The sequence below is a fragment of the Novosphingobium sp. PhB165 genome (assembly GCF_004341845.1).
Classification (GTDB): domain Bacteria; phylum Pseudomonadota; class Alphaproteobacteria; order Sphingomonadales; family Sphingomonadaceae; genus Novosphingobium.
Map to the genome: position 1 here is coordinate 997,910 of NZ_SLVB01000001.1, position 21,124 is coordinate 1,019,033.

At 64.5% G+C, this 21,124-nt stretch carries 21 protein-coding genes; 10 read left to right on the forward strand and 11 right to left on the reverse strand.

Features of this window, described 5'->3' with window-relative positions; translation table 11 throughout:
• Positions 1–69: 69 nt before the first annotated feature.
• Positions 70–855: an SDR family NAD(P)-dependent oxidoreductase gene (locus EDF56_RS04760; protein WP_132385532.1), complete on the forward strand. Its 786-nt coding sequence runs from the start codon at positions 70–72 to the stop codon at positions 853–855.
• Between the two features lie 143 nt (positions 856–998).
• Here EDF56_RS04760 and EDF56_RS04765 read toward each other — a convergent pair whose 3' ends face one another.
• Both EDF56_RS04765 and EDF56_RS04770 read right to left on the reverse strand, forming a co-directional pair.
• Positions 999–1,916: an acyl-CoA dehydrogenase family protein gene (locus EDF56_RS04765; RefSeq protein ID WP_132385533.1), complete on the reverse strand. Its 918-nt coding sequence runs from the start codon at positions 1,914–1,916 to the stop codon at positions 999–1,001.
• Positions 1,916–3,061, reverse strand: coding sequence for an acyl-CoA dehydrogenase family protein (locus tag EDF56_RS04770; protein WP_132385534.1), 1,146 nt, complete (start codon positions 3,059–3,061; stop codon positions 1,916–1,918). Before EDF56_RS04770 ends, EDF56_RS04765 begins: the two co-directional genes overlap by 1 nt.
• 193 nt (positions 3,062–3,254) lie before the next feature.
• On the opposite strand from EDF56_RS04770, the gene EDF56_RS25845 reads away from it, so the two are divergent.
• Complete coding sequence (locus EDF56_RS25845; RefSeq protein WP_165912073.1) at positions 3,255–3,401, forward strand: hypothetical protein; 147 nt, start codon at positions 3,255–3,257, stop codon at positions 3,399–3,401.
• 39 nt (positions 3,402–3,440) lie between these two features.
• A complete protein-coding gene (locus EDF56_RS04775) occupies positions 3,441–3,743 on the forward strand; it encodes a hypothetical protein (protein WP_132385535.1) in 303 nt (100 codons plus the stop codon).
• 1 nt (position 3,744) lies between these two features.
• Here the strand turns inward: EDF56_RS04775 and EDF56_RS04780 are convergent, their stop codons facing one another.
• A complete protein-coding gene (locus tag EDF56_RS04780) occupies positions 3,745–4,518 on the reverse strand; it encodes an SDR family oxidoreductase (RefSeq protein ID WP_132385536.1) in 774 nt (257 codons plus the stop codon).
• Between the two features lie 182 nt (positions 4,519–4,700).
• Positions 4,701–6,419 carry an FAD-dependent oxidoreductase gene (locus EDF56_RS04785; protein WP_132385537.1) on the reverse strand — a complete coding sequence of 573 codons (1,719 nt, stop codon included), beginning with the start codon at positions 6,417–6,419 and terminating at the stop codon, positions 4,701–4,703.
• A 206-nt stretch (positions 6,420–6,625) separates the two neighbouring features.
• On the opposite strand from EDF56_RS04785, the gene EDF56_RS04790 reads away from it, so the two are divergent.
• From EDF56_RS04790 to EDF56_RS04805, 4 genes are all read left to right on the forward strand, one after another.
• The gene (locus EDF56_RS04790) at positions 6,626–6,940 is read left to right on the forward strand and encodes a Rieske 2Fe-2S domain-containing protein (RefSeq protein WP_132385796.1); all 315 of its coding nucleotides are present in this window, start codon (positions 6,626–6,628) and stop codon (positions 6,938–6,940) included.
• Between the two features lie 269 nt (positions 6,941–7,209).
• Positions 7,210–8,391, forward strand: coding sequence for an acyl-CoA dehydrogenase family protein (locus EDF56_RS04795; RefSeq protein WP_132385538.1), 1,182 nt, complete (start codon positions 7,210–7,212; stop codon positions 8,389–8,391).
• Positions 8,388–9,389, forward strand: coding sequence for an acyl-CoA dehydrogenase family protein (locus tag EDF56_RS04800; protein ID WP_132385539.1), 1,002 nt, complete (start codon positions 8,388–8,390; stop codon positions 9,387–9,389). The genes EDF56_RS04795 and EDF56_RS04800 overlap by 4 nt, the downstream gene beginning before the upstream one ends.
• A 73-nt stretch (positions 9,390–9,462) precedes the next feature.
• Entirely contained in the window at positions 9,463–10,407 is a 945-nt protein-coding gene (locus tag EDF56_RS04805; RefSeq protein ID WP_132385540.1) for a cation diffusion facilitator family transporter, read from the forward strand.
• 315 nt (positions 10,408–10,722) lie between these two features.
• Here EDF56_RS04805 and EDF56_RS04810 read toward each other — a convergent pair whose 3' ends face one another.
• The 3 genes from EDF56_RS04810 to EDF56_RS04820 all read right to left on the reverse strand — a co-directional run bounded on the left by EDF56_RS04810 (position 10,723) and on the right by EDF56_RS04820 (position 14,588).
• Positions 10,723–11,745, reverse strand: a complete 1,023-nt coding sequence (locus tag EDF56_RS04810) for a transketolase C-terminal domain-containing protein (RefSeq protein ID WP_132385541.1) — start codon at positions 11,743–11,745, stop codon at positions 10,723–10,725.
• Positions 11,742–12,740, reverse strand: coding sequence for a thiamine pyrophosphate-dependent dehydrogenase E1 component subunit alpha (locus tag EDF56_RS04815; RefSeq protein ID WP_132385542.1), 999 nt, complete (start codon positions 12,738–12,740; stop codon positions 11,742–11,744). Before EDF56_RS04815 ends, EDF56_RS04810 begins: the two co-directional genes overlap by 4 nt.
• 81 nt (positions 12,741–12,821) lie before the next feature.
• Positions 12,822–14,588: a class I adenylate-forming enzyme family protein gene (locus tag EDF56_RS04820; protein WP_132385543.1), complete on the reverse strand. Its 1,767-nt coding sequence runs from the start codon at positions 14,586–14,588 to the stop codon at positions 12,822–12,824.
• A gap of 296 nt (positions 14,589–14,884) precedes the next feature.
• On the opposite strand from EDF56_RS04820, the gene EDF56_RS04825 reads away from it, so the two are divergent.
• Positions 14,885–15,193 (forward strand): hypothetical protein, encoded by a 309-nt coding sequence (locus EDF56_RS04825; RefSeq protein ID WP_132385544.1) that lies wholly within the window; start codon positions 14,885–14,887, stop codon positions 15,191–15,193.
• Between the two features lie 131 nt (positions 15,194–15,324).
• Positions 15,325–16,095 (forward strand): L,D-transpeptidase, encoded by a 771-nt coding sequence (locus tag EDF56_RS04830; protein ID WP_132385797.1) that lies wholly within the window; start codon positions 15,325–15,327, stop codon positions 16,093–16,095.
• Between the two features lie 108 nt (positions 16,096–16,203).
• Here the strand turns inward: EDF56_RS04830 and EDF56_RS04835 are convergent, their stop codons facing one another.
• Positions 16,204–16,629: a GNAT family N-acetyltransferase gene (locus EDF56_RS04835; RefSeq protein ID WP_165912074.1), complete on the reverse strand. Its 426-nt coding sequence runs from the start codon at positions 16,627–16,629 to the stop codon at positions 16,204–16,206.
• Between the two features lie 148 nt (positions 16,630–16,777).
• Positions 16,778–18,466 (reverse strand): FAD-binding protein, encoded by a 1,689-nt coding sequence (locus EDF56_RS04840; protein WP_132385546.1) that lies wholly within the window; start codon positions 18,464–18,466, stop codon positions 16,778–16,780.
• Between the two features lie 212 nt (positions 18,467–18,678).
• Here EDF56_RS04840 and EDF56_RS04845 point away from each other — a divergent pair, with 212 nt between their 5' ends.
• Positions 18,679–19,488: an enoyl-CoA hydratase/isomerase family protein gene (locus EDF56_RS04845; RefSeq protein ID WP_132385547.1), complete on the forward strand. Its 810-nt coding sequence runs from the start codon at positions 18,679–18,681 to the stop codon at positions 19,486–19,488.
• A 45-nt stretch (positions 19,489–19,533) separates the two neighbouring features.
• Here EDF56_RS04845 and EDF56_RS04850 read toward each other — a convergent pair whose 3' ends face one another.
• Positions 19,534–19,869: a DUF4286 family protein gene (locus tag EDF56_RS04850; RefSeq protein ID WP_132385548.1), complete on the reverse strand. Its 336-nt coding sequence runs from the start codon at positions 19,867–19,869 to the stop codon at positions 19,534–19,536.
• Positions 19,870–19,995: 126 nt separating this feature from the next.
• On the reverse strand, positions 19,996–21,060 hold the full coding sequence (locus EDF56_RS04855; RefSeq protein ID WP_132385549.1) for an AraC family transcriptional regulator: 1,065 nt from the start codon (positions 21,058–21,060) through the stop codon (positions 19,996–19,998).
• Positions 21,061–21,124: the final 64 nt, after the last annotated feature.

Below are 21,124 nucleotides of genomic sequence, written 5' to 3' on the forward strand. Positions count from 1 at the left end.
GCGCGCGGTTACGCCATCGCTCCAAGGGTGCTTAGTCTTGTCCGCAAACAGGAAATCGGGAGAGACGGGATGATCGAAGGCTTTGACCTGACCGGACGCGCTGCGCTGGTCACCGGCGGCGGCACCGGCATCGGCAAGGAAGTGGCACGCCTGCTGGCGCAGCGCGGTGCCGATGTCATGCTGGTTGCCCGCCGCGCCGACCGGCTGGAGGCCGCCGCGCGCGAGATCGCGGAAGAGACCGGCCGCCGCGTGGCAAGCCTGTCCTGCGACGTAACCGATGCCGACGCGGCCACGGCCATGGTTCAGGAAGCGGCAGATCGGCTGGGGCGGCTCGACGTGCTCATCAACAATGCCGGAATGTCGAGCTTTTCCGCGCTTTCGAAGATGGCGCCCGAACTTTGGGACAAGGACGTTCGGCTCAATCTCAATGCCGCGTTCTACGTCTCGCACGCGGCCATCGCCCATCTCAAGGCGCATGGGAACGGGGCGGTGGTCAATGTCTCGTCGCTGGCCGGGATCAACGGCACGGTGGGCTGCGGCGCCTATTCCGCCGCCAAGGCAGGACTCCAGATGTTCACCCGCGTCGCCGCCGCCGAATGGGGGCCTGCTGGCGTGCGCGTCAATTGCGTGGCGCCGGGCATGATCGCCACCGAGCTTGCGAAACGAGGCTGGGCCAAGGTCGGCTTCGACGCGACCGATGCGTGCAAGGTGTTTCCTCTGCGCCGGCCGGGGACTCCGCTGGAAGTGGCGCAGGCGATTGCCTTCCTCGCCAGTGATGCGGCCAGCTACAACACCGGCGAAACGCTGACGGTGGGTGGCGGTCCACAGCTCAAAGGCATGATCGACGCGGATTGAACGGCGGAGCACCACACTCTCGGCACAACACTCGTCGCCCCCGCGAAGGCGGGGGCCCCGCTTCCTTCTCGCTACGTCTCAAGAACAAGCGGGGTCCCCGCCTCCGCGGGGACGACGGATCGTGTTTGGATGGGCAGCGCGCCCTATCCCCAGAGCGCCTCTGCCGCCGCCAGTCCCTGCGCGCCGCGTCCGCCCAGTTCCGAGGTCAGCAGCTTGAGCCGGTACGTCCACAAATGCAGCGGATGCTCCAGCGTCATGCCCATGCCGCCAAGGAACTGGTGGTAATCGTAGCACACCCGCTTGGCGGCTTCCTGCGCATGAAGCAGGGCCATGGCCGCGTCGGCACTGTCGCCGGTGGCCGCCGCGCGCATGGCGAGCCAGTGAGCGGTATTGGTCACCACTTGCGCCTCGGCCAGACGGTGGCGCATGGCCTGGAAGGTCGCGAGCGGGCGGCCGAACTGCTTGCGCTCGGACACATAGGTCACCACGCTTGCCAGAGCCGCGCCGAGCAGCCCCGCTGCTTCCGCCGCCATGGCGACGCGCCATGCGCGAGTCACTTCGGCGGGATCGACATCGTGCGAAGTCATCGCCTCGGGCAGCCCGGTCAGGAAGGCCACCGGATAAGCGTAAAGCGTATCCTCCTGCGCCGCGGCGATCTGATCGGCGCTCGCCGTGAAACTGCGAACGCCCGACTGGCCGACAACCACCACCGTCGCACCGGGACGCAGAAAGCGCACGGGCCCAGAGGTCCGGCCTTCCTCGACCAGACAAAGCGGACGCGGCAACTCGGGATCGATCAGCGGGCGCACCAGAGCCGATGCCGCCGCTTCCACCGCGAACGGCAGGCGCGCCAGCTTCTCGACTACCAGCGCTGCGGTTACGGGGCCGAGTTCCTCAACCGCCATGACATCGAGAAAGCCGTTCTCGACAAGCGCCGCGTCAAGTTCCGCGCTTTCCAACGCCAGCCCGGCATCATGGAGCGGCGCCGAGGCGAACGGCCGTGCGAGCGCTTCGACGAAATCGAGGACCTGCGTCTGGTCTTCGTTAAGGGCAAGCTGCATCAGCGCGGCTCCCGGGGCAGTTCCAGCACGTCGCTGGCGATGATATTGAGCTGGATCTCGGCCGATCCAGCGGCGACACCGGCGACGATGCCGCGCTGGTGGTGCATCTTGAGATAGGGCGAAGCGCCCGCGAGCGCTTCGGGCAGGAACTCCACCACGAATTCGCAAACCGCGCGTTCGGCCATAACGGTGGCATAGCGGGCAGAGCTGGACTCGGCGCCGATGGCCAGCCCGTCCACGCGCTTCTGGACGACGGCATAATTGGCCGTTCCCGCCGCCTCGCAGAGCGCCGCACAGCGCGCCGCCTCGATCCGGACGTATTCGCGGGTGAAGTCGCCGCGATCCTTGAGCATCATGACAGCACGGTCGAGCGCGGCGCGGGCCAAGGTGAAGCGCGGAATGCCGAGGCGTTCATTGCGCAGCGAATAGGCGACGATCTCCCAAGCCTGTCCCTCCTCGCCGAAACGAGCGGTCTCGGGCACGGTCACGTCATCGAAGAAGACTTCGTGAATGTCGCCCTCGCCGATCAGCGAGGGGATCTGGCGCACGGTGATGCCCGGCGTGTCCATCGGCACGAGGACGATGGTAATGCCCTTCTTGCGGTCATCACTGGTGCGCGTGAGCAGGAAGCAGGTGTCCGCCAGCCCGGCGTAGGAAGTCCAGATTTTCTGGCCGTTGATGACGTAATGGCCATCCTTCAGCACGGCGCGGGTGCGCAAGGACGCAAGGTCCGATCCCGCATCCGGCTCCGAGAAGCCCTGACACCACAGCGATTCCCCGCGCGTGATCGGCTCCAGATAGCGCGCCTTCTGCTCGGCCGTGCCGTACTTTTCCAGCGTGGGGCCGATCCAGTTGACGTTCATGTACTGTCCGCCGCGCGGCTCACCGGCGATCCACATCTCTTCGGAGAGGATCTGCTGCTCCCAGGGCCCCAGCCCCTCACCGCCCATCTCCTTGGGCCAGTGCGGGAACAGCAGGCCCACTTCGGCCAGTTTCTCGCAAAAACCGCGGGCAAACGCCGTCAGCGCCGGAGACGCGGGACCGTGTTCGGAGAACTTCTCCCACCCCTCGGGCAGCTGGGCGTGCAGGAAGTCCCGGATCTTGTGCCGGAACGCATCCTGTTCCTCGGTCCATTCGAACTGCATGGCATCCTTCGCGTCTGTTCTTTCTCCCGGCGTTACCCAGCGGGCATCGCACCCACAAGCCAAGGGCCAACGCCCCGGCGAAAACCGCCTGGGAGTTCACCGAATTGACGAAAATGCGCCTCGTGAGCATCCTCTTGCCAAGGGGCTCGGCCGGTCGATCGCCAAACCCGGGACCGGAATTGGGGAAACAACGATGCCGGCAATCCGCCAGATCATCCTGCTCAGCATTGCTCTTGCCGCTCCGGCCGCCGCGCAAGCGCCGAAGGCCGCCGCACTGTCACCCGCGCAGTTCGACCAGTTGATGCGCGCGGCGGGCTACGTGAAGGCCGGCAATGTCTGACACGGCTGCGACGGCGCCACTACCGTCACCCGTCAGGCGGTGGAACTCAAGGACATCAACGGAGACGGCCACCCCGAAGCCCTCATCACCGCCGAAAGCACCGAATGCTTCGGCATGGCCGGCGCAGGTTTCCAGCTCCTGCGCCAGACACCCGCCGGCTGGCAGCTCATGGCCAACGAGACCGGCATTGCCACCTTCCAGACCACGCGCGGGGTCGACGGCTATCCCGATATCGAGATCAGCGGCCCCGGCTTCTGCTTCCCCATCGCCCGCTGGAGCGGCAGTGAATACAAGACGATCCGCTTCGCTTACGAAGGCAAGACCTGCAAGCCGCCGCGCTGAATCACTGGCGAACCGCCCCGATGGCCGCGGGCGAGACATAGCGCGTGGTCGAAATCCCTCCATCCACCGCGATGGTCTGGCCATTGACGAAGCCTGCCTCGTCGGAAGCAAGGAAGGCCACCATGTTGCCAATATCCGCCGCCGAGCAATCGCGCTGGAGCGGGGTGAGTTCGTGGTTGGTGCGGCGGAAGAAGTCGAGATCCCAGAAGGCCGTCGTCATTTCCGTGCGAACCACGGTCGGCGCGACATAGTTCGAGCGGATGCCGCGCGGGCCGTATTCGGCGGCCATCGTCTGCATCAAGCCGATCTGTCCGGCCTTGACGGTGGAATAAGCCCCGCCGCCCGGAGTGCCGTAGAGTCCCCAGGTCGAACCGATGAAGAGGATCGAACTTCCCTCACCCATCACTTTCAGTGCCTCTCGGCAGAGCCGGAACGGCGCGCGCAGGGAAATGCCGAGCACTTCGTCCAGCATGTCGTCAGTGGTCTGGTCCACCGGCCCAAAGTTGAACGAGCCCGCATTGTTGACCAGCACATCGAGCCGGCCGAACTTCTCCACCGCAGCTTCGACAATCGCACGCGGCGCGTCGTCCGCCGTGGCATCGACGGCGACGAAATCGAACGCCATCGTATCAGCCAGCGCATCTTTCAGCGCCTGAAGCTTGCCCGCATTGCGCCCGGTGCCGAGGACTTTCACGCCCTTCGCGCCCAGCGCGCGGACTATGGCCTCGCCTATGCCGCCTGCCGCTCCGGTGACGACTGCTACCTTGCCCTTCATTGAACCTGCTCCGCTTGTGCCGTCGCCGCTTTGAGGAAGCGAGATCCCCGCCTTCGCGGGAATAACGGTAATTTTTCAATCACGATTGTCCTGGGAAGCTGCGAAGAGGCCAGCGAGATCGCCCCCACCTTACTCCGTCATCCCCGCGAAGGCGGGGATCCCGCTTCCTTCAACCTCTCGATTTAGCCCGTTCGCTGGTTCCCCGCACGCTCGGCAATGTCGTTGGCGGCAACGAACCCGAAGGTCATAGCCGGTCCAATGGTCGCCCCCGCCCCGGGATAAGTGTCGCCGAACGGCGTCCCCGAATTGTTGCCCGCCGCATAGAGCCCCGCAATCGGCTGCCCCGCGCCATCCAGCACCCGCGCCCGCGCGTCGCAGCGCAGCCCGCCCTTGGTGCCGAGATCGCCATTGTTGATCGGCACCGCGTAGAACGGCGCCTTGTCGATCGGCCCGATATTCGGGTTGGGCGTGGACGAAGGATCCCCGAACATCTGGTCATAGGGGTTCATGCCCCGCCCGAACTCCGGATCGACGCCGGTCTTCGCATAGCCGTTCATATTGGCGATCGTCTGCTTCACCGCCTCGACCGGCAGATGCGTCTTGGCGCAAAGTTCCTCAATGGTCTCCGCGCGGAAGACGTAATGGTCCCACCAGTCCGCCGGAACCTTGTACTCGGCGGTATGGACCGTGGGCATCAGCCCGCCGGCGCTGAACTTCTTGCGGAATTTGGCGTCGAAGATCAGCCAGCACGGGCAGTTCGCCCCGCTCTCAACCTGATCGCGCACCATGGCCTGACCGAACTGGTCGTAGCCGCAGGCCTCGTCCACAAAGCGCACCCCCTTGCGGTTCACCACCACGCTCCACGGACGGCCGACATCGAAAGCAGCCTGATGGATCTCATGGAAGTTGGAGGCGCCCTTCATCGGCAGGGTCATCGTCGGGATCCACCAGCCTTGCGAGGTATGCTCGGTAGACGCGCCGATCCCTTCCGCCGCGATCATTGCCTCGCCGCGATTGCCATCTTCCGGCGTCGAGGAATGACGTGTGAGGCCAGGGACAGGATAGAACCGATCGCGCAGCGCCTGATTCCACTCGAACCCGCCCGCCGCCAGCACGACGCCGTGCCGCGCCTCCACGGCATATTTGCGGCCGAAGTTGGAAACCTCGATCCCGGTAACCCGGCCGCCCTCGTCCACCGTCAGGCCTTCGAGAGAAGTTTCCATCCGCAATTCCGCACCGCGCGCGAAGACCTGCTCGTAGGTCGCCCCCATCAGTGCCGCGCCCTGCGTGAAGCGCTTGTCCCGGTGCGAAACCTTGCGCGTCGAGCGATCCATCCAGTAGCGCCCGATCATCTTGCCCGCGACCATGCGCCAGCCCTTGGACTGCATCATCAGCGCGAACGTCTCGGTCAGGTCCATGGCATAGCGGCCGAACAGCTTGAAGCGGTTGTACTGCTCGCGCATCAAGGCATAGCGCCCGTCGCCCAGTTGCCGTCCGTCGAACGTCGGTACGATCACCGAACGATCCGCCCGCGCACCGGGACGGCCGGGAAAATAGTCCGGCCACGCCGCCGCCATGACCGAAACGCCGGTGGACTTGAGGAAATGCAGCATGCGCGGCGCCTCGTCCACGAAAGCCTCCAGCCGCTCGCGGTTGACCGGCACGCCGATGGTGGCGTCGAGATATTCCAGCGCGCTCTCACGGCTGTCTCCCTGATCGCCGTCGAGCCCGTGATTGGGGATCCACATGACCCCGCCCGAAGTAGCGGAAGTGCCGCCGAACTTATGCGATTTCTCGACGATCAGCACTTTCAGGCCAAGATCGGCGCTGCGCAGCGCCGCCATGGCGCCCGCCGAGCCCGATCCCACCACCACGACATCGAAACTCTCAGCAGCCGCCACCCATGTTCTCCCGATGTGCGCATCATGCGGCGCGCATTTTTCGGGAGTCTTATCGCGTCGGCGGCTTGCCCGCGAAATGACCGCCACGGTACAGCGTCTTGCTTGATCCTGCTTGTGCCCGCTCCGCGCCCTTGCGTCGCGGCGGCACCGCAAGCAGGTCCGCAAGACATGCCCCCTTCAGGGCCCCTAAGCGAACCGGGATGATGATGACCGAAAAGACCTTCGTTGCCGCAGCCAAATTGGAAGACGTGCCCGCCGGCTCGAAGCTCATGGTGGAAGTGAACGGCATCAGCGTGCTCCTGTGCAACACGAAGGACCGCATTTTCGCCGTGCGCAACTTGTGCAGCCATGCCTACGAGACGCTGGAATGCGGAAGGATGCGCAATGGCTGGATCTCCTGCCCGGTCCATGGTGCCCGCTTCGATCTCGAAACCGGCGCGCCGATCAATCCGCCCGCGACGATGCCGATCGAGGTTTACGAAGTGCGGGTGGAAGGCGAGATGATCGAAGTGGCCGTGTGAAGGCGGCTGGCGGACCAATCGCCGCCACCCTTTGCCTGACGCTGCCCTGACCCAAACTCACTCCGTCGCCCCCGTGAAGGCGGGGGCCCCGCTGCTTCCTTGCCACTCCAGCCAAGAAAAGCGGGATCGCCGCCTTCGCGGAGATGACGGGTTCTATTGCTCACGATCTATCGGCCCCTTCTAACGCCGACTTGGCCCATATCCCCGATATCGCCGCAGCGACCTGCCTCCGTCTGGACGCCCACCAGCGCGACCGGCAAGGACAGGGCATGACCGATACAGCCGATCTAGAAGCCCTGCGGCGCGAAGTCCGCAGCTTCCTCGCCGCCGAAGCGCCCACCGGCTGGCGCGATGCCAGCCGCACGCAAGACGATTTCGTCCGCACCCAGCGGGACTGGTTCGGTAAGCTTGTCCGCGCCGGATATGCGATCCCGCACTGGCCCGCCGAATATCCCGGCGGCGGCCGCAGTCTGGCCGAACAGAAAGTGATCTACGAAGAACTGGCCGGCGCCGATTGCCCGCGCCTGCTGCTCTCGTTCGTCTCCACTTACCATGCCTTCGCCACCCTGCACGAATGCGGCAATGCCGAGCAGAAGGCGCGTTATCTGCCGAAAATCCTTGAGGGCGAGACATGGTGCCAGGGCTTCTCCGAGCCCGGCGCCGGATCGGATCTCGCCGCGATCAAGACGCGCGCGGAACTGAAGGGCGATGTCTACGTCATCAACGGCCAGAAAGTCTGGTCGACGATGGCCCAGTTCGCGGACAAGTGCCTGCTGCTGGCGCGCACTTCGTCTGACGGCGTCAAGCAGGCGGGCATCACCTACCTGCTGATGGACATGAAGGCCCCCGGCGTCACTGTCCGCCCGATCCACCAGATCCAGGGCGACGAGGAATTCGCCGAAATCTTCCTCGACAACGTGGAGATTCCGGTCTCCGAACGCGTGGGCGAGGAAGGCAAAGGCTGGGCCGTGGCGCAAGCCACGCTGGCTTCCGAACGCGGCCTCACGCTGATGGAACTGTCCTACCGCATGCGCGGCGCGCTGGGCCGCGTGGCCAAGCTGATCCGCGAGCATGGGCACGAGGAAGATCGCGGCGTGCTGCGCGATTTCGGTACGCTGGTCACGCAAGTGGACGCCGTCTGCGCGATTGCCGACCAGTTCCTCGACAACCGCATCAACGGGATCGAGCGCATGGGCGACGCCTCCATCGTCAAGAACGCCTATAGCCGCGCGCTGCGGGCCTATTCGGCGCTGGGCCTGCGACTGGGCGGCATGGACGAGCAATATGTCGCGCCGATCACTTTCGGCGATCTCAATACCGGCAACTGGATGGCCGATTTCATGAATTCCTATGCCTGGACCATCGCCGGCGGCAGCGAGGAAGTGCAGCGCAACATCATCGCCGAACGCATGCTCGACATGCCGCGCGAGCCGAAGGGGTGGGTGCTGTGATCGAGCTCAACGAACTGACCGACGCCGCGCAGAAGGCGTTCCCGGCCGACAAGCTCTCGCCCTCGCGCGATGAAAGCTGGCAACTGGCCGCCGAGATGGGCTGGCTGATGGTGCGCCTGCCCGAAGAGGACGGCGGCCTTGGCTTCACGCGCGAGGCTTCGACGGCGCTGCACCTCGAAATGGGCCGCGTTCTGGCCGCCATGCCGCTGATCCCGGCCCAACTGGGCCTTCAGGCGGTTATCGCCAGCGAGGATTTCGCCGAGCGGGCGGACTGGCTCGAACGGCTGGCGGGCGGCGAATATGCGCCGCTGCCGATGTTGTCCGCGAAGCTGACGCAAGGCTCGGACGGCAGCATTTCGGGCACGATTTCCGGTGTTTTCGAGGCCGACATGGCGGTTGCCGTGGTCGCGCAGCTTCCCGGTGGTTATGCGCTGGTACCGCTCGATGCGCCGGGCGTCTCGCTGGTCGAACGGCCGATCTGGGACCCCAGCCGCCGCCTCTTTGACGTGGTGCTGGAAAGCTATACCCCTACCCTCATGCTCACCGACGCGTCGGGCGCCAAGGCGCTCCACGACCGGCTTTCGGGTGAGGCGCAACTCGCCCTCGCGGCGGACTGCATCGGCGCGGCGGGCGCCGCGCTCGACATGACGATCGAGTACATGAAGGTCCGCCGCCAGTTCGACCGGCCGATTGCGCTCTTCCAGGCCCTGAAGCACCGCGCCGCCGACATGAAGACGCGCATCGTCGTTGCCGAAGCCCTGCTGTGGAAGCGCGTGCGGGACGAAAGCGCAAGCGTGACCGAACTGGCGGCTGCCAAAGTCCTCGCCGCCGAAGCCTTCCGTTTCGTCACGGAAGAGATGGTGCAACTCCACGGCGGCATCGGCCTCACCGACGAGCATCCCTGCCACCTGTTCCTCAAGCGCGCGCTGCTGAACCTGCAACTTTGCGGCAATGCAGACCTCTGGAACGAGCGCGTGGGGCGCGAAGCACTCGCCTGAAAAGGCGGGACTTGCGCAACCTTGCGGGGGCGGTGACAGTTGGGACTCCCAAGTCCCCGCAGGAACCGCCCCGATGAGCGAGCCAGCCAGCGTTACCGCGCACTTCAAGGCCAATATCGTCCTCTACGGCGCGCTCGCGGCCAATCTCGGCATCGCCGTCGCCAAGTTCACGGCCGCCGCGATCAGCGGTTCTTCCTCGATGCTGACCGAGGGCGTGCACTCGCTGGTCGACAGCGGCAACCAGATCCTGCTGCTCTACGGCCAGAAGCGCGCCAGCCGCCCCGCCGACTTTTCACACCCCTTCGGATATGGGCGTGAACTCTATTTCTGGGCCTTCGTCGTCGCCATCCTGATCTTCGCGGTGGGCGCGGGCGTGTCGATCTACGAGGGGCTGGTCCACATCACCAATCCGCGCCGGATCGAGGATCCGACACTGAACTATATCGTGCTGGCCATCGCCTTCGTCATGGAAGGCGCCTCATGGACCCTTGCCGTGCGCGAATTCAATGCCGGTCGCGGCGACCAGACCTGGTGGCGCGCGATCCACCGCAGCAAGGATCCTCCCGGCTTCATCGTGCTGTTCGAGGACAGCGCCGCGCTGATCGGCCTCGTCATCGCCGCGATCGGCATCTGGGCGGCGATCCACTTCGACGATCCCCGCATCGATGGCGTGGCCTCGGTCCTGATCGGCTGCGTTCTCGCGGGTGTGGCCATCGTTCTGGCGCGCGAAGCGAAGGGTCTTCTGATCGGCGAAGCGGCCGACCCGGTGCTCATCGGCCAGCTTCGCGGAGTGCTCGACGGCCACCCGCGTATCGACGCGGTGAACCACATACGCACTATCCACACGAGTCCGCAGGCGATCTTCGTGGCCATCAGCGCCGACTTTGCCGACGACCTCCTTATGGGCGAGGCAGAAACCCTGATCGAGGAACTGGAGCACCGGATGAAAGCGCTCTCGCCCTGGATCACCTCGATCTATATCCGGCCCGAGAAACGGGCAGATGCGATGGTGTGGTAGGCTAATTCGGCAATTCCGACATCGTGGCCCGGCTTTGCTTTGCTTTGCTCTGCCTCGCACCCTCCTCCCAGACACCGTCGCCCCCGCGAAGGCGGGGGCCCCGCTGCCTTTTTGCCTTGCGCGCAAGAAAAGCGGGGTCCCCGCCTTCGCGGGGACGACGGGACAGGTTTGGGTTGGTTTGATGTGAGGGGGTCTACGCCGGTTCCGGCCGCAAGGCTGGTCAGCCGTTCAACACCTTTGTCACTCCCCGCAAAACGAAAAAGGCCCCCGCATTGCTGCGAAGGCCCTTCGTTTCCGTAACGCGGTGCTGCCGGATCAGCCCATCGCGACGAGGCGCTGCGCCTCGGCAATGATTTCGGGCGGCTGCACGAGGAAAGCGTCTTCCAGCTTCTTGGCGAACGGCACCGAGCAATAGGGCGCGCCAAGGCGGCCAACCGGCGCCTTGAGCTTGCCGAACAGCGTTTCCTGCACGGTCGCGGCGATTTCCGCGCCCGGGCCGAAGTTGCGGCCGGCTTCGTGAACCACGAGCAGGCGACCGGTCTTCTCGGCCGAGGCCAGCACGGTTTCCTTGTCCCACGGCGAGATCGTGCGCAGGTCCACCACTTCGACCGAGACGCCTGCCTTGGTCAGTTCCTCATAAGCCTGCATGACGGTGAACATCATCTGGCCATAGGAAACGATCGTGATGTCGCTACCCGGTGCAACGACGTTCGCCTTGCCCAGCGGGATCGGGCCCTGGTTGACCGGCACGTCCATCGGCACGAACAGCGTCTTGCCGCTTTCGACGATGATGACCGGATCCGGGTCTTGAATGGCCGAGAGGTAGAGGCCCTTGAAGTCCGCCGGGGTCCAGGGGATCACCACCTTGATGCCGGCGGTGTGGCAGAACCATGCCTCGTAGAAGTCGGCATGCTGGCCGGCGGTCTGGTTGCCCGCGCCGGTCAAGGTGCGGATCACCATCGGCACCTGGCTCTGGCCGCCCGACATGAAGCGCAGCTTGGCCGCGTGGTTCACGATCATGTCCATGGCGACAGTCGTGAAGTTCATCAGCATGATTTCGGCAACGGGCTTGTAGCCGCCCATGGCCGCGCCGATGGCCGCACCGATGATCGCCTGTTCCGAGATCGGCGTCGAGCGCACGCGCATCGTGCCGAACTTGGTGGAAAGGCCGCGCGTAACGCCGACGACGCCGCCGCCTTCGTTGTCCGCGATGTCCTCGCCCAGCACGAGAACCTTGGGATCGGCCTCCATCGCCTCCATCAGCGCGGCGTTGATCGCCTGGAGGCCGTTCATCTTCACCGTTTCGACGGTGGTGGTTTCAAGCGTATCGGTGCTCATGCCGGAATCTCCTCGGCAAAGACGTCGCGGCGCAGTTCGTCGTCGGACGGGAATTCGCAGGCCATCGCGAATTCGATGGCGTCGTTCACTTCGGCCTCGATCTTCGCGGTCAGCGCGTCGAGTTCCTCGGCCGTCGCAATGCCGTCGTCGATCAGCTTCTGGCGGTAGATCGGCAGCGGATCCTTGGCCATCGCCTCCGCCTTCTCTTCCTTGGTCATGTAGCCGTCGGCATCGCCGAAGACGTGACCCATGAAGCGGAAGGTCTTGCATTCAAGGAGCGTCGGCCCCTCGCCCGCGCGAGCACGCTCGATGGCGGCATGGGCGTGGGCATAGACGTCGACCGGGTCGTTGCCGTCCACGGTGTAGCCCGGCATGCCGTAGCCGATCGCGCGCTTCGAGATCTGGTCCACCGAAGTGCCGTTCTCGTAGCGGGTGTGCTCGGCAAAGCCGTTGTTCTGGCACACGAAGATCACCGGCAGCTTCCACACGGAGGCCAGGTTCAGCGCTTCGTGGAACGCGCCGATGTTGCTGGCGCCGTCACCGAAATAGGCGACCGTCACCTGCTTGGTGCCGTCCAGCAGCGCCGCCCAGCCGAAGCCGTTGGCGATTGGCATGGACGAACCGACGATGCCGGTGGTGACCATCACGCCGGTTTCCGGGTGGGTCAGGTGCATCGGGCCGCCCTTGCCCTTGCAAGTGCCGTCGACGCGGCCGCAAATCTCTGCCCATAGCGGGCGGAGCGGCATGTCCTTGGCGACCATGTCGTGGATGCCGCGATAGATCGTGCAGATCTTGTCGTCGTTATTCAGCAGCACCGAGATGGCCGAAGGAATGCATTCCTGCCCGCGCGCCGAGTAGTACGGCGCGGTAATGCGGCCGCGACGGATCTGGGTGCGGGTGGCGTCGTCGTTGCGCTCGATCCGGATCATCCGGCGATAAATGTCGAGCTGGGTCTTGGCGTCGGGCTTGGCCCGGTTCTCCAGTGTCTGGCTCATAAGTCCTCTCTAGAACAGCCTCATTCCGCCCAGTCATGAACGGGGCTGGCTGAACTCAAGTTCAGTACCCCAAGGCCGCCTTCACGCAAGGGTGGGCCGGACCGCCTCGGCGTTATCCGCCGCCAGCCGGGCGACCGCCAGCGCGCGAACTTCGCTTGACTTCACTTTTTCACTGCCGGTGATGGCGTAGTCTTCATCGCGGAAGAACAGCACCCGGCGCGGCACCTTGAAGCTGGCGATCTCCGCCTTGCAGGAGGCGATGACAGTCGCTTCGTCGAGCGCCGCCCCGTCGATCGGAACGATGCAGGCGACCACCATTTCGCCCAGCAGATCGTCCGGCACGCCCACTGTCTGGGTCCGTTTCACCCCCGGAATCCGGGCGATCACATCGTCCACCTCGATCGGCGCGACATTGGCCCCGCCGGTCTTGATCATCTCGGTCATGCGCCCTTCCCAGAAGAAGCGCCCCGCCTCGTCGACCCGTCCGGCATCGCCGGTGCAGAAGAAACCCTCTGCATCGAAGCATTCCTCCGGCGCCTTGCCGAGGTAGCCGGACATCAGCGTCGGCCCCTTGATGCACATCTCCCCAACCGTTCCGACAGGCACTGGACGGCCCGATATCGGCTCTACGATTTTTAGGAAATTCCCCGGCAAAGGGGCCCCGAACGAGCCTTCGAAGCCATGTTCGGTGTCGCCCGCAACGAAGGACGTGCAGATCGTCATCGTTTCGGTGCAGCCGAACGACATCGGCACTTCCCAATCGGTGTTTACCGTCGGATGCTGCCAGATCAGTTCTCCGCGCGGCACATATTTCACGCTGGAGAGGTCGGCGCCCGCCCACTTCGGAGAGGCCTGAAGCCGCGCCCACTGGTGCGGGCGGCCATTGAGGAAGGTCACCTGCTCCTTCTCCGCCAATTCGAGCGCCTCGTCGGCATCGAACACCCGCTGGAGCACCACCGTGCCACCGGTCGAAAGCGCCGTACCCACCACCATCGAGACATTGCCCGACCAGAAGAAGCCGTTGCCCGTCCAGCTCCGCACCGGTTCATGCATCGCGAAAAGCCGGGGCCAGCGCCACCATTGCACCGCGAAAGCCCGCTGTGAATGGACCACGCCCTTGGGCAGGCTGGTCGTGCCGGACGAGAAGAAGATGCCGCCGACATCGGCCGGATGCACGCCATCGGCCCGCGCCAGCACGAGATCGTCAGCGATCCCGGTGCCATGGGCAACGAATTCGTCCCACGTCTCCACCGCGCCGCCCGCTTCTACCGCGAAAGGCTCCGCTTCGCCGCGCAGCCCGCCAAGCGCCACAAGCTGCCGCAGATAAGGGAAATGCGCCGAGGCCAGCTCCCCCCGCCGCGCGGTGGCAATCATCGGCTCCAGTTCGCGCAGCATCGCGCCGAAGTCCTTCTTGAGCACCCGCGCCTCATAGAGCAGCAGCGTGATCTCGGACGCGCGCAGCAGGTGATCCAGTTCCTGCGGCGTCGAAAAAGTGCTGAGCGCCACCGGTACTCCGCCTGCCAGCGCCGTGCCGAACAGGCTCGATAGGAACTCCGGCCGGTTGGTCATAAGGATGCCTACGCGTTCACCCTTGCCGATCCCGCAAGCCACCAGCGCACGCGCCACTTCCATCGAACGCGCCAGCAACTCGTTGTAAGACCATGCAATGCGATGGTCGCCCTTGCGCAGCACGACAGCCTCGCTCGGACCATGGCGACGGGCAACCTCGCGCAGATAGCCGGCGATGGTATGCGCGCCCTGCCCCGGCTCTCCGGCGAGCGGTGGGGCCTGCACCAGCGATTGCCCGCTATCGGGCAATTCGCACGCGCCCGCGTCGGCATGATGCATGATCCTTATTCCTTCCAAGTCGCGCGATTTCATCTCGCGACCGGGCCTAGCAGCGCCCTAGAGCGCGGCGAAAGCTGGGAAGACGCGGAAGGTCTGCGCAGTCACTTCGCTGCGCCGATGCAGGCAAACAAATAGTTCGGAACCGATCGCCCTCACATCGCTTATTGCCCTTGGACGGTCTGTTACATCCATTCATCTTGGGGGATGCACGGTCGGCCAGAATCGCATTGTTCGCGCTCTCACGCTCGGCTTGGAGCGGTATGGGGCGTTAAACAATAGAAACAGGAGTGAATGCGATGTCGCCATATCTGACGAAACTTGCCCCTATCGCGGTGATTCTCGTGGGATCGATGGGCCTCGGTGGCTGCGCCACCAAGGGCTATGTAAACGACCAGATCGCCACCGTGAACCAGCGGATCGATGGGCTGGATGCGAAGCTCCAACAGACTGACGGCACTGCCAAGCAGGCCCTTTCCGAGGCACAGGCTGCCTCCGGTCAGGCCCAGCAGAACAGCCAGCGGATCGATCAGCTGAGCGGCCGCGTCGACAGTGTCGAACAGCAGCTGGCGGCCATGAAGACCAAGCCCAAGAAGGCGCGCAACTAAGCGCACCTTCGGCTGAACTGCAATGTGATGTGTCGGCGCCTTCGCGACGCCGACCATTCCTGCCGATTATTTCGGGCAGACGTTTTCTGCGACCTATTTTCCAAGCGTTTTTCTTCGAGTACACTCTTACGATGATCAGTGTTTCCATGGCGTTTGCAGCGCTAGCGCTGGCCGGTGCCGCTCCGGCACAGGCGAAGCCGCCCGTCCACAAACCGGCGACTTCCGAACAGACGGCCAAGAAGAAAACCGCCCCGAAAAAGGCCAAAGCCGCACCGGGCAAAACCGCACCGGCAGATGCTTCGGCAAAGGAAGCAAAGCCCGCGAAGACGGTGGAAATTTCCGTCGATGCCGCCCGTGTGGCCGACTGGGTCGGTTCTTCGGGCGACAACCAGTCGCTGCCTTACGTCATTGTCGATAAGCCGGCCGCGCGTGCCTATCTGTACGATGCCGAGGGCAAGTTGCTGGCGAATGCGCCGGTGCTGATCGGCAAGGCGCTCGGCGATGAAGCAACGCCCGGCATCGGTGCCAAGTCGCTGTCCGAGATCGGCCCGGCCGAGAAGACCACGCCTGCCGGCCGCTTCCTGGCGAAGTTCGGGTTTGCTGCCGGTCAGCAGAAAGTGCTCTGGGTCGATTATGCGACGTCGGTGGCGCTTCACACGATTCCGGTCGGCAACAAGGAAAACCGCAAGGCGCGGATGCTGTCGCCGACGATCGACGACAACCGCATCACCTTCGGTTGTATCAACGTGCCCCAGGCCTTCTACAAAAGAGGCGTAGAACCCCTATTCGCGAAGAAGGGCGGCTATGTCTACGTGCTGCCCGACAGCACGCCGATCGAGGACGTCTTCCCGCGCCTACGCGTTCAGTCATTCGTGACCACCACGGCTGCTGCCGGTAACTGATCTATTGACGACGGCACGGCGGATTCGCGAAGCAACACCAAAATTTGCGGAAGAATTTCCTGATTTCAGACGCCGGGGCAGCCCAGCCGAAGATCGGACTTTGTGGAACTACGTAGCGCCGAGTTCGAGAATGTGCGTCGCGGCCTCTTCATTGCAACCATGAAAGCCAAGGCGCTCATAAAACGCCGCAGCTTCGGCCGTTGTCGTGCGAAGCCGGAGCGTCGAAAACCTCCGTCCAGCGCCAACTATTATATGCTTCACCAGCATTGTCCCCACGCCGCGACGCCGCGCTTGCGAGCACACGTAAACGTGTCGAATGCGACCGATACCCAGGGCGGACGAATAGGGGTCAATATTAAGTCCCCCTACCGCTATCAACTTTCCGCCGGCATAGGCAGCCAATAGAAATTCACCCGCACCTTGAAAGCGATTTGCGCCGGAACTCCATTCGTCACGAAGCCGTCGCATGGAGCGATGACCTTCACTTTCAGCCTCGATGACAAGAGGGGCCATCTCGTCACCGAGCGCCTTCATCTTTCGCAATTCAACGGATCGCATGCCAACAGCCTACCGTGACGGGTGGCGCCGCGATATCCCGTCCAGCACACCGGGCGCCCTCTTCCCAAACTCGCAATCCACGGAGCATCCCGGCGCCACCTCGCGGGACGCCGGGCCGAACGGATCAAAGCTGGTTGCCAAGCCCCGCAGCATGCTTCGCGGCGACCCAGCCGAATGTCATCGACGGACCCACGCTGGCACCCGCACCGGGGTAGACGCGACCCATGGGCGAGGCGGTGGTGACGCCGCAGGCATAAAGCCCCTCGATCGGCGTACCGTCCGCCTTGAGCACGCGCGAATCGCAGTCGCAGATCACGCCGCCATAAGTGCCGACATCGCCGGGGACCACGGGAATGGCGTAGAATGGCCCCTTCTCGATCGTGCCCATGCAGGCATTGGGGCCGTCCTTGAAGAAGGGGTCGCCCAGCCAATTGTCATAGGCGCGCTCGCCGCGGTGGAAGTCTTCGTCCTTGCCGCCGCGAACGAAGCCGTTCCAACGCTCTACCGTGGTTTTCAGGGTCTCTGCCGGCACGCCGATCTGCTGGCCGAGCGCTTCCACGGTATCCGCCTTGCACATCCAGCCGGAAGCGAGCCAGCTTGCCATGTTCTTCTTGGCCGTGCCTTTACCGGCCACGGCATATTCGTCCATGTACTGCTGGTCCATGATCGCCCAACTCGGGATCGCGGGAATCGTGCGGTTGCGCACCAGCATGTTCTCGCAGAACTCCTCGTAGGAGCCGCCCTCGTTCATGTAGCGCACGCCGGACTGATCGACCTGAATCGCGTGGGGTTTACCGGTGGTGCTCTGGGTGCCGGGCTTGACGTAATCGGTATCCCAGCCGGGCGCCTCGCTCATCTGGAAGCCGACCATCTGGTCCATCTGTGCGAGCACCGCGCCCTTGCGCTCCAGCTCGACGTGCATGTCGCCCGCATCGCTCTCGATCCCGTTTGACCACACCGCACGGGTGCCGGGCATGTACCGGTCGCGCATGGGCTGGTTCTGCGAGAAGCCGCCCGCGTTCATCAGCACACCGAGGCGGGCGCCCACGCGCCAAGGCTTGCCGGCCTTCTTGGTGACAACGCCAACGGCCTTGCCATCCTCGATAATCACTTCGGAAACGGGCGATTCCAGACGGATGTCGGCGGCGTCCTTCTCGATGACGGCCTTGAGCATCCGCCCTTGCAGCGCCGCCCCCGCCGTGACCCAGTGCTTCCCGGTGAGCTTGCCTGCAATGATCTTGAGCCCGACCCGCACGAGCAGCATCTTGATCGCCCACGAGTGCTTGGCGAACGGCAGCTTCATACCGTCATCAAGCTTCACCGGCACTTCGGCAAAGCCTTGGCGAAGCCGGGGCGCCCATTCCTTGCCCAGCTGGTTCTTGTCGAACGGCAGCGCGGTGACAGTGCGGCTGGTCTTCATGCCGCCGGGAAGATCGTCGTAATAGTCCGGCCAGAAGGTCGAGCCGCGCTCCATCGCCACGCCTTGCGAGACGATAAAGTCGAGCATCTTCGGCGCTTCGCGCGCATAGGCGCGGCGGCGTTCGGGACTGGTGCCGGGGCTGTCCTCGCCATCGGGGACGACCGCGTCGAGGTACTGGCAGGCGCGTTCGAAGCTGTCTTCGCCGGGATCCATGAAGCGGTTGTTCGGAATCCACATGACGCCGCCGGACTTGGCAGTGGTACCGCCGACCCATTGCGCCTTTTCGAGAATGACGACCGACTTGCCCGCCTGCTTCATCAGCAGAGCCGAAGCCATAGAGCCCGCCCCGCTGCCCACGACCACCCAGTCGAACGTCTCGTCGAACTCAGCCATCTCGCCCTCTCACCCGTGCCCCGCGCTTACATGCGCGGGCTTTGGGCGAGGTAGATCGGACTTGCCGCCCAATGGCAAGCGAAGCGGACCATCAAGGCCTTGTCACCACGCATGTTTCGCCCCGGCGAAGGCTTCGCCCACCGGACGATTGCAGGTGGCCGAACGCGGCGAGGCGCTTATGAGCGAGGGAAACGAAGGGAGACACGCCGAAAATGAGCGACGATCTGCTGCCGCTGCCGGAGTTCGGCACCATCCTGCTTGCCCGTGAGGGGCGGCTCCTGCGCATCACGCTCAACCGGCCCGATGCGATGAATGCGGTGAACCTCGAGCTTCACGACGAACTGGCGGCGGCGCTGTGGTTCGCACAGAACGATGCCGGGTCGGACGTTATCGTGCTGACCGGCGCCGGTCGCGCCTTCTCGGCCGGAGGCGACCTTGACCACATCGAGAACTCGGCACGCAATCCGCACCTGTTCGATCATGAGGCCCGCGTCGCCAAGCGCATCGTCCTGACCCTGCTCGACATCGACAAGCCGGTTGTCTGCCGCCTCAACGGTCATGCCGTAGGCCTTGGCGCGACGCTGGCTCTGCTGTGCGACGTGATTTTCGCGGCCGAAGGCGCCAAGATCGGCGATCCGCATGTCGGCATCGGCCTTGTCGCGGGCGACGGCGGCGCGGTGATCTGGGCACAGCGCATCGGCCTGACCCGCGCCAAGGAATACCTGCTGACCGGCGAACTGCTCACCGCGAGCAAGGCCGCCGAGATCGGGCTGGTCAATCACTGCGTGCCCGCTGGCGAACTCGACGAGAAGGTCGATGCCTTCTGCGCCAAACTGCTCGGCGGCGCGACCATGGCGATCCGCGCGACCAAGCTGCTGACCAATCTGGAACTGAAGCGCCTCGCCACGGCGCTGATGGACGCGGGCATCGCCTACGAAAGCGTGAGCGTGCGCAGTGCCGACCATCTCGAGGCGGTTCTGGCGCTCAAGGAAAAGCGGGCGCCGAAGTTCATCGGCCGCTGAAAGTCGTACGGAGAATGCCCCGGCCGGGGCATTCTCCGCTAAGGTTCAGGCGGGCAGCACCGGTGCGCCCAGTTCCGTGAACAGCGCGGTGTAGCACACCGCCATGTCGGAAGCGTCGCTCTGGGTCAGTTCGCCGGCAGCGGTCGCCTTGCCGATCGCGCCGAGCAGGGCCATCGGGTCCTCGCACTCGATGTCATAGATCGCGAGATAGGGGTTGGTGTCGTTGCCGATAAGCTTGGCAACCAGCTCGTAACGCTGCGCGCCGTTCATGCCGAACTTGTTGACCAGCTCGGGCAAGTGCTTGGTATTGTACCACTCGTGGTAGTCGTCCTCACGGCCGGGCAGCGGCGTGGTCAGCGCAACAAGCTTGTAACGGGGCATCGGAAATCATCCTCTCATGCGTTTGCGGGCGAACATCGCCCTGCCCCGCACGCCTGCGCAAGCGCGGCGGCGAGACGGACGAAGGCATCGCCGGGGCGACATGCACCCCGGCCGCGGGAACAGAAATTACTGAAGGAGACTGGAGCCGGTGACGAATTCGCCGAACCCGGCCGCCCCGGTGGATGAGGGGGTGAGCGCGGGACGCACAGGCACTTCCGATCCGCAATCGCCCCGATATTCGCGAGGATTAGCGCCAAAGACTCGCTTGAACATCCGGCTGAAGTGCGCCGGGCTCTTGAAGCCGACGCCATAGGCGATCTCGCTGATCGAGATATCGCGCGGATCGGAATCGGTCAGCCAGTCGCGCGCCTTGGTCAGCCGCTGTTCCCAGACGAGTTCGGAGAACGAGGTCTCGCGCAGCCGCAGCAGGAAAGAGAGGTAGCGCGGGCTGATTCCACAGCCCTTGGCCACCATCGCGGTCGAGAGCTGCGGGTCGGACAAGTGCACCTCGATGAAGCGCAGAACATCCTCGAGCCGCCGTTCGGCTATCGACTGGCGAGCCGGACGCGGCTCTTCCAGCGCGCGCACGGCATGGCCGATCAGCCCGAAAGCGGTTTCGACCAGCAGCCGCGCCGAATTCTCGCAAAGACGGCCGTCGTCGGCAAACACGTCGCCCAACAGTTGTTCGGCAATTGCCAGTTCGGGGACCATCCGCGCCCGCAGCGCCGGCACGACCAGTGCGCTGTTGCAGTCCTGCGCGACGTGCGAGCGCAGCAGGTGCGTGGGCACGGTGACGTGCAGCACTTCGCTCTGCCCCGCCTCGTCCGTGCGGCATTCGATCAGGAACGGCTCCATAGAGCGGGTGATGACGAAATCACCCTCCACCGCGACTTTGGCGCCGCACTGGTTGGAGAACGCGAATTCGCCGCGCCGGACGAACCACAAGATCGAAAGATCGGTGGCATCCTCGCGAATATGCTGGCGCGAGCGGCGGAAAAACAGGTTGCTCGCCGAACGCTGGCGAATGATCGAAACCGGCCCGACGGCCCGGCGTTCCGACCGGACGTCGACATTGGGTGCATCTTCCACCCAGAAGTCGCCGCGATAGTATTCCTGCGCCCGGTCCCCCCGGAACACTTTCTGACCTTCGTGAACATTGCGCCTGTCCAGCGCGAACAATGTTTCAGCCATGACCCTCTCCTCGGGTGCTGGGGCCGGTGCATTGCTGCGCGCGACCCGTTGTGGCGAGGCTGCG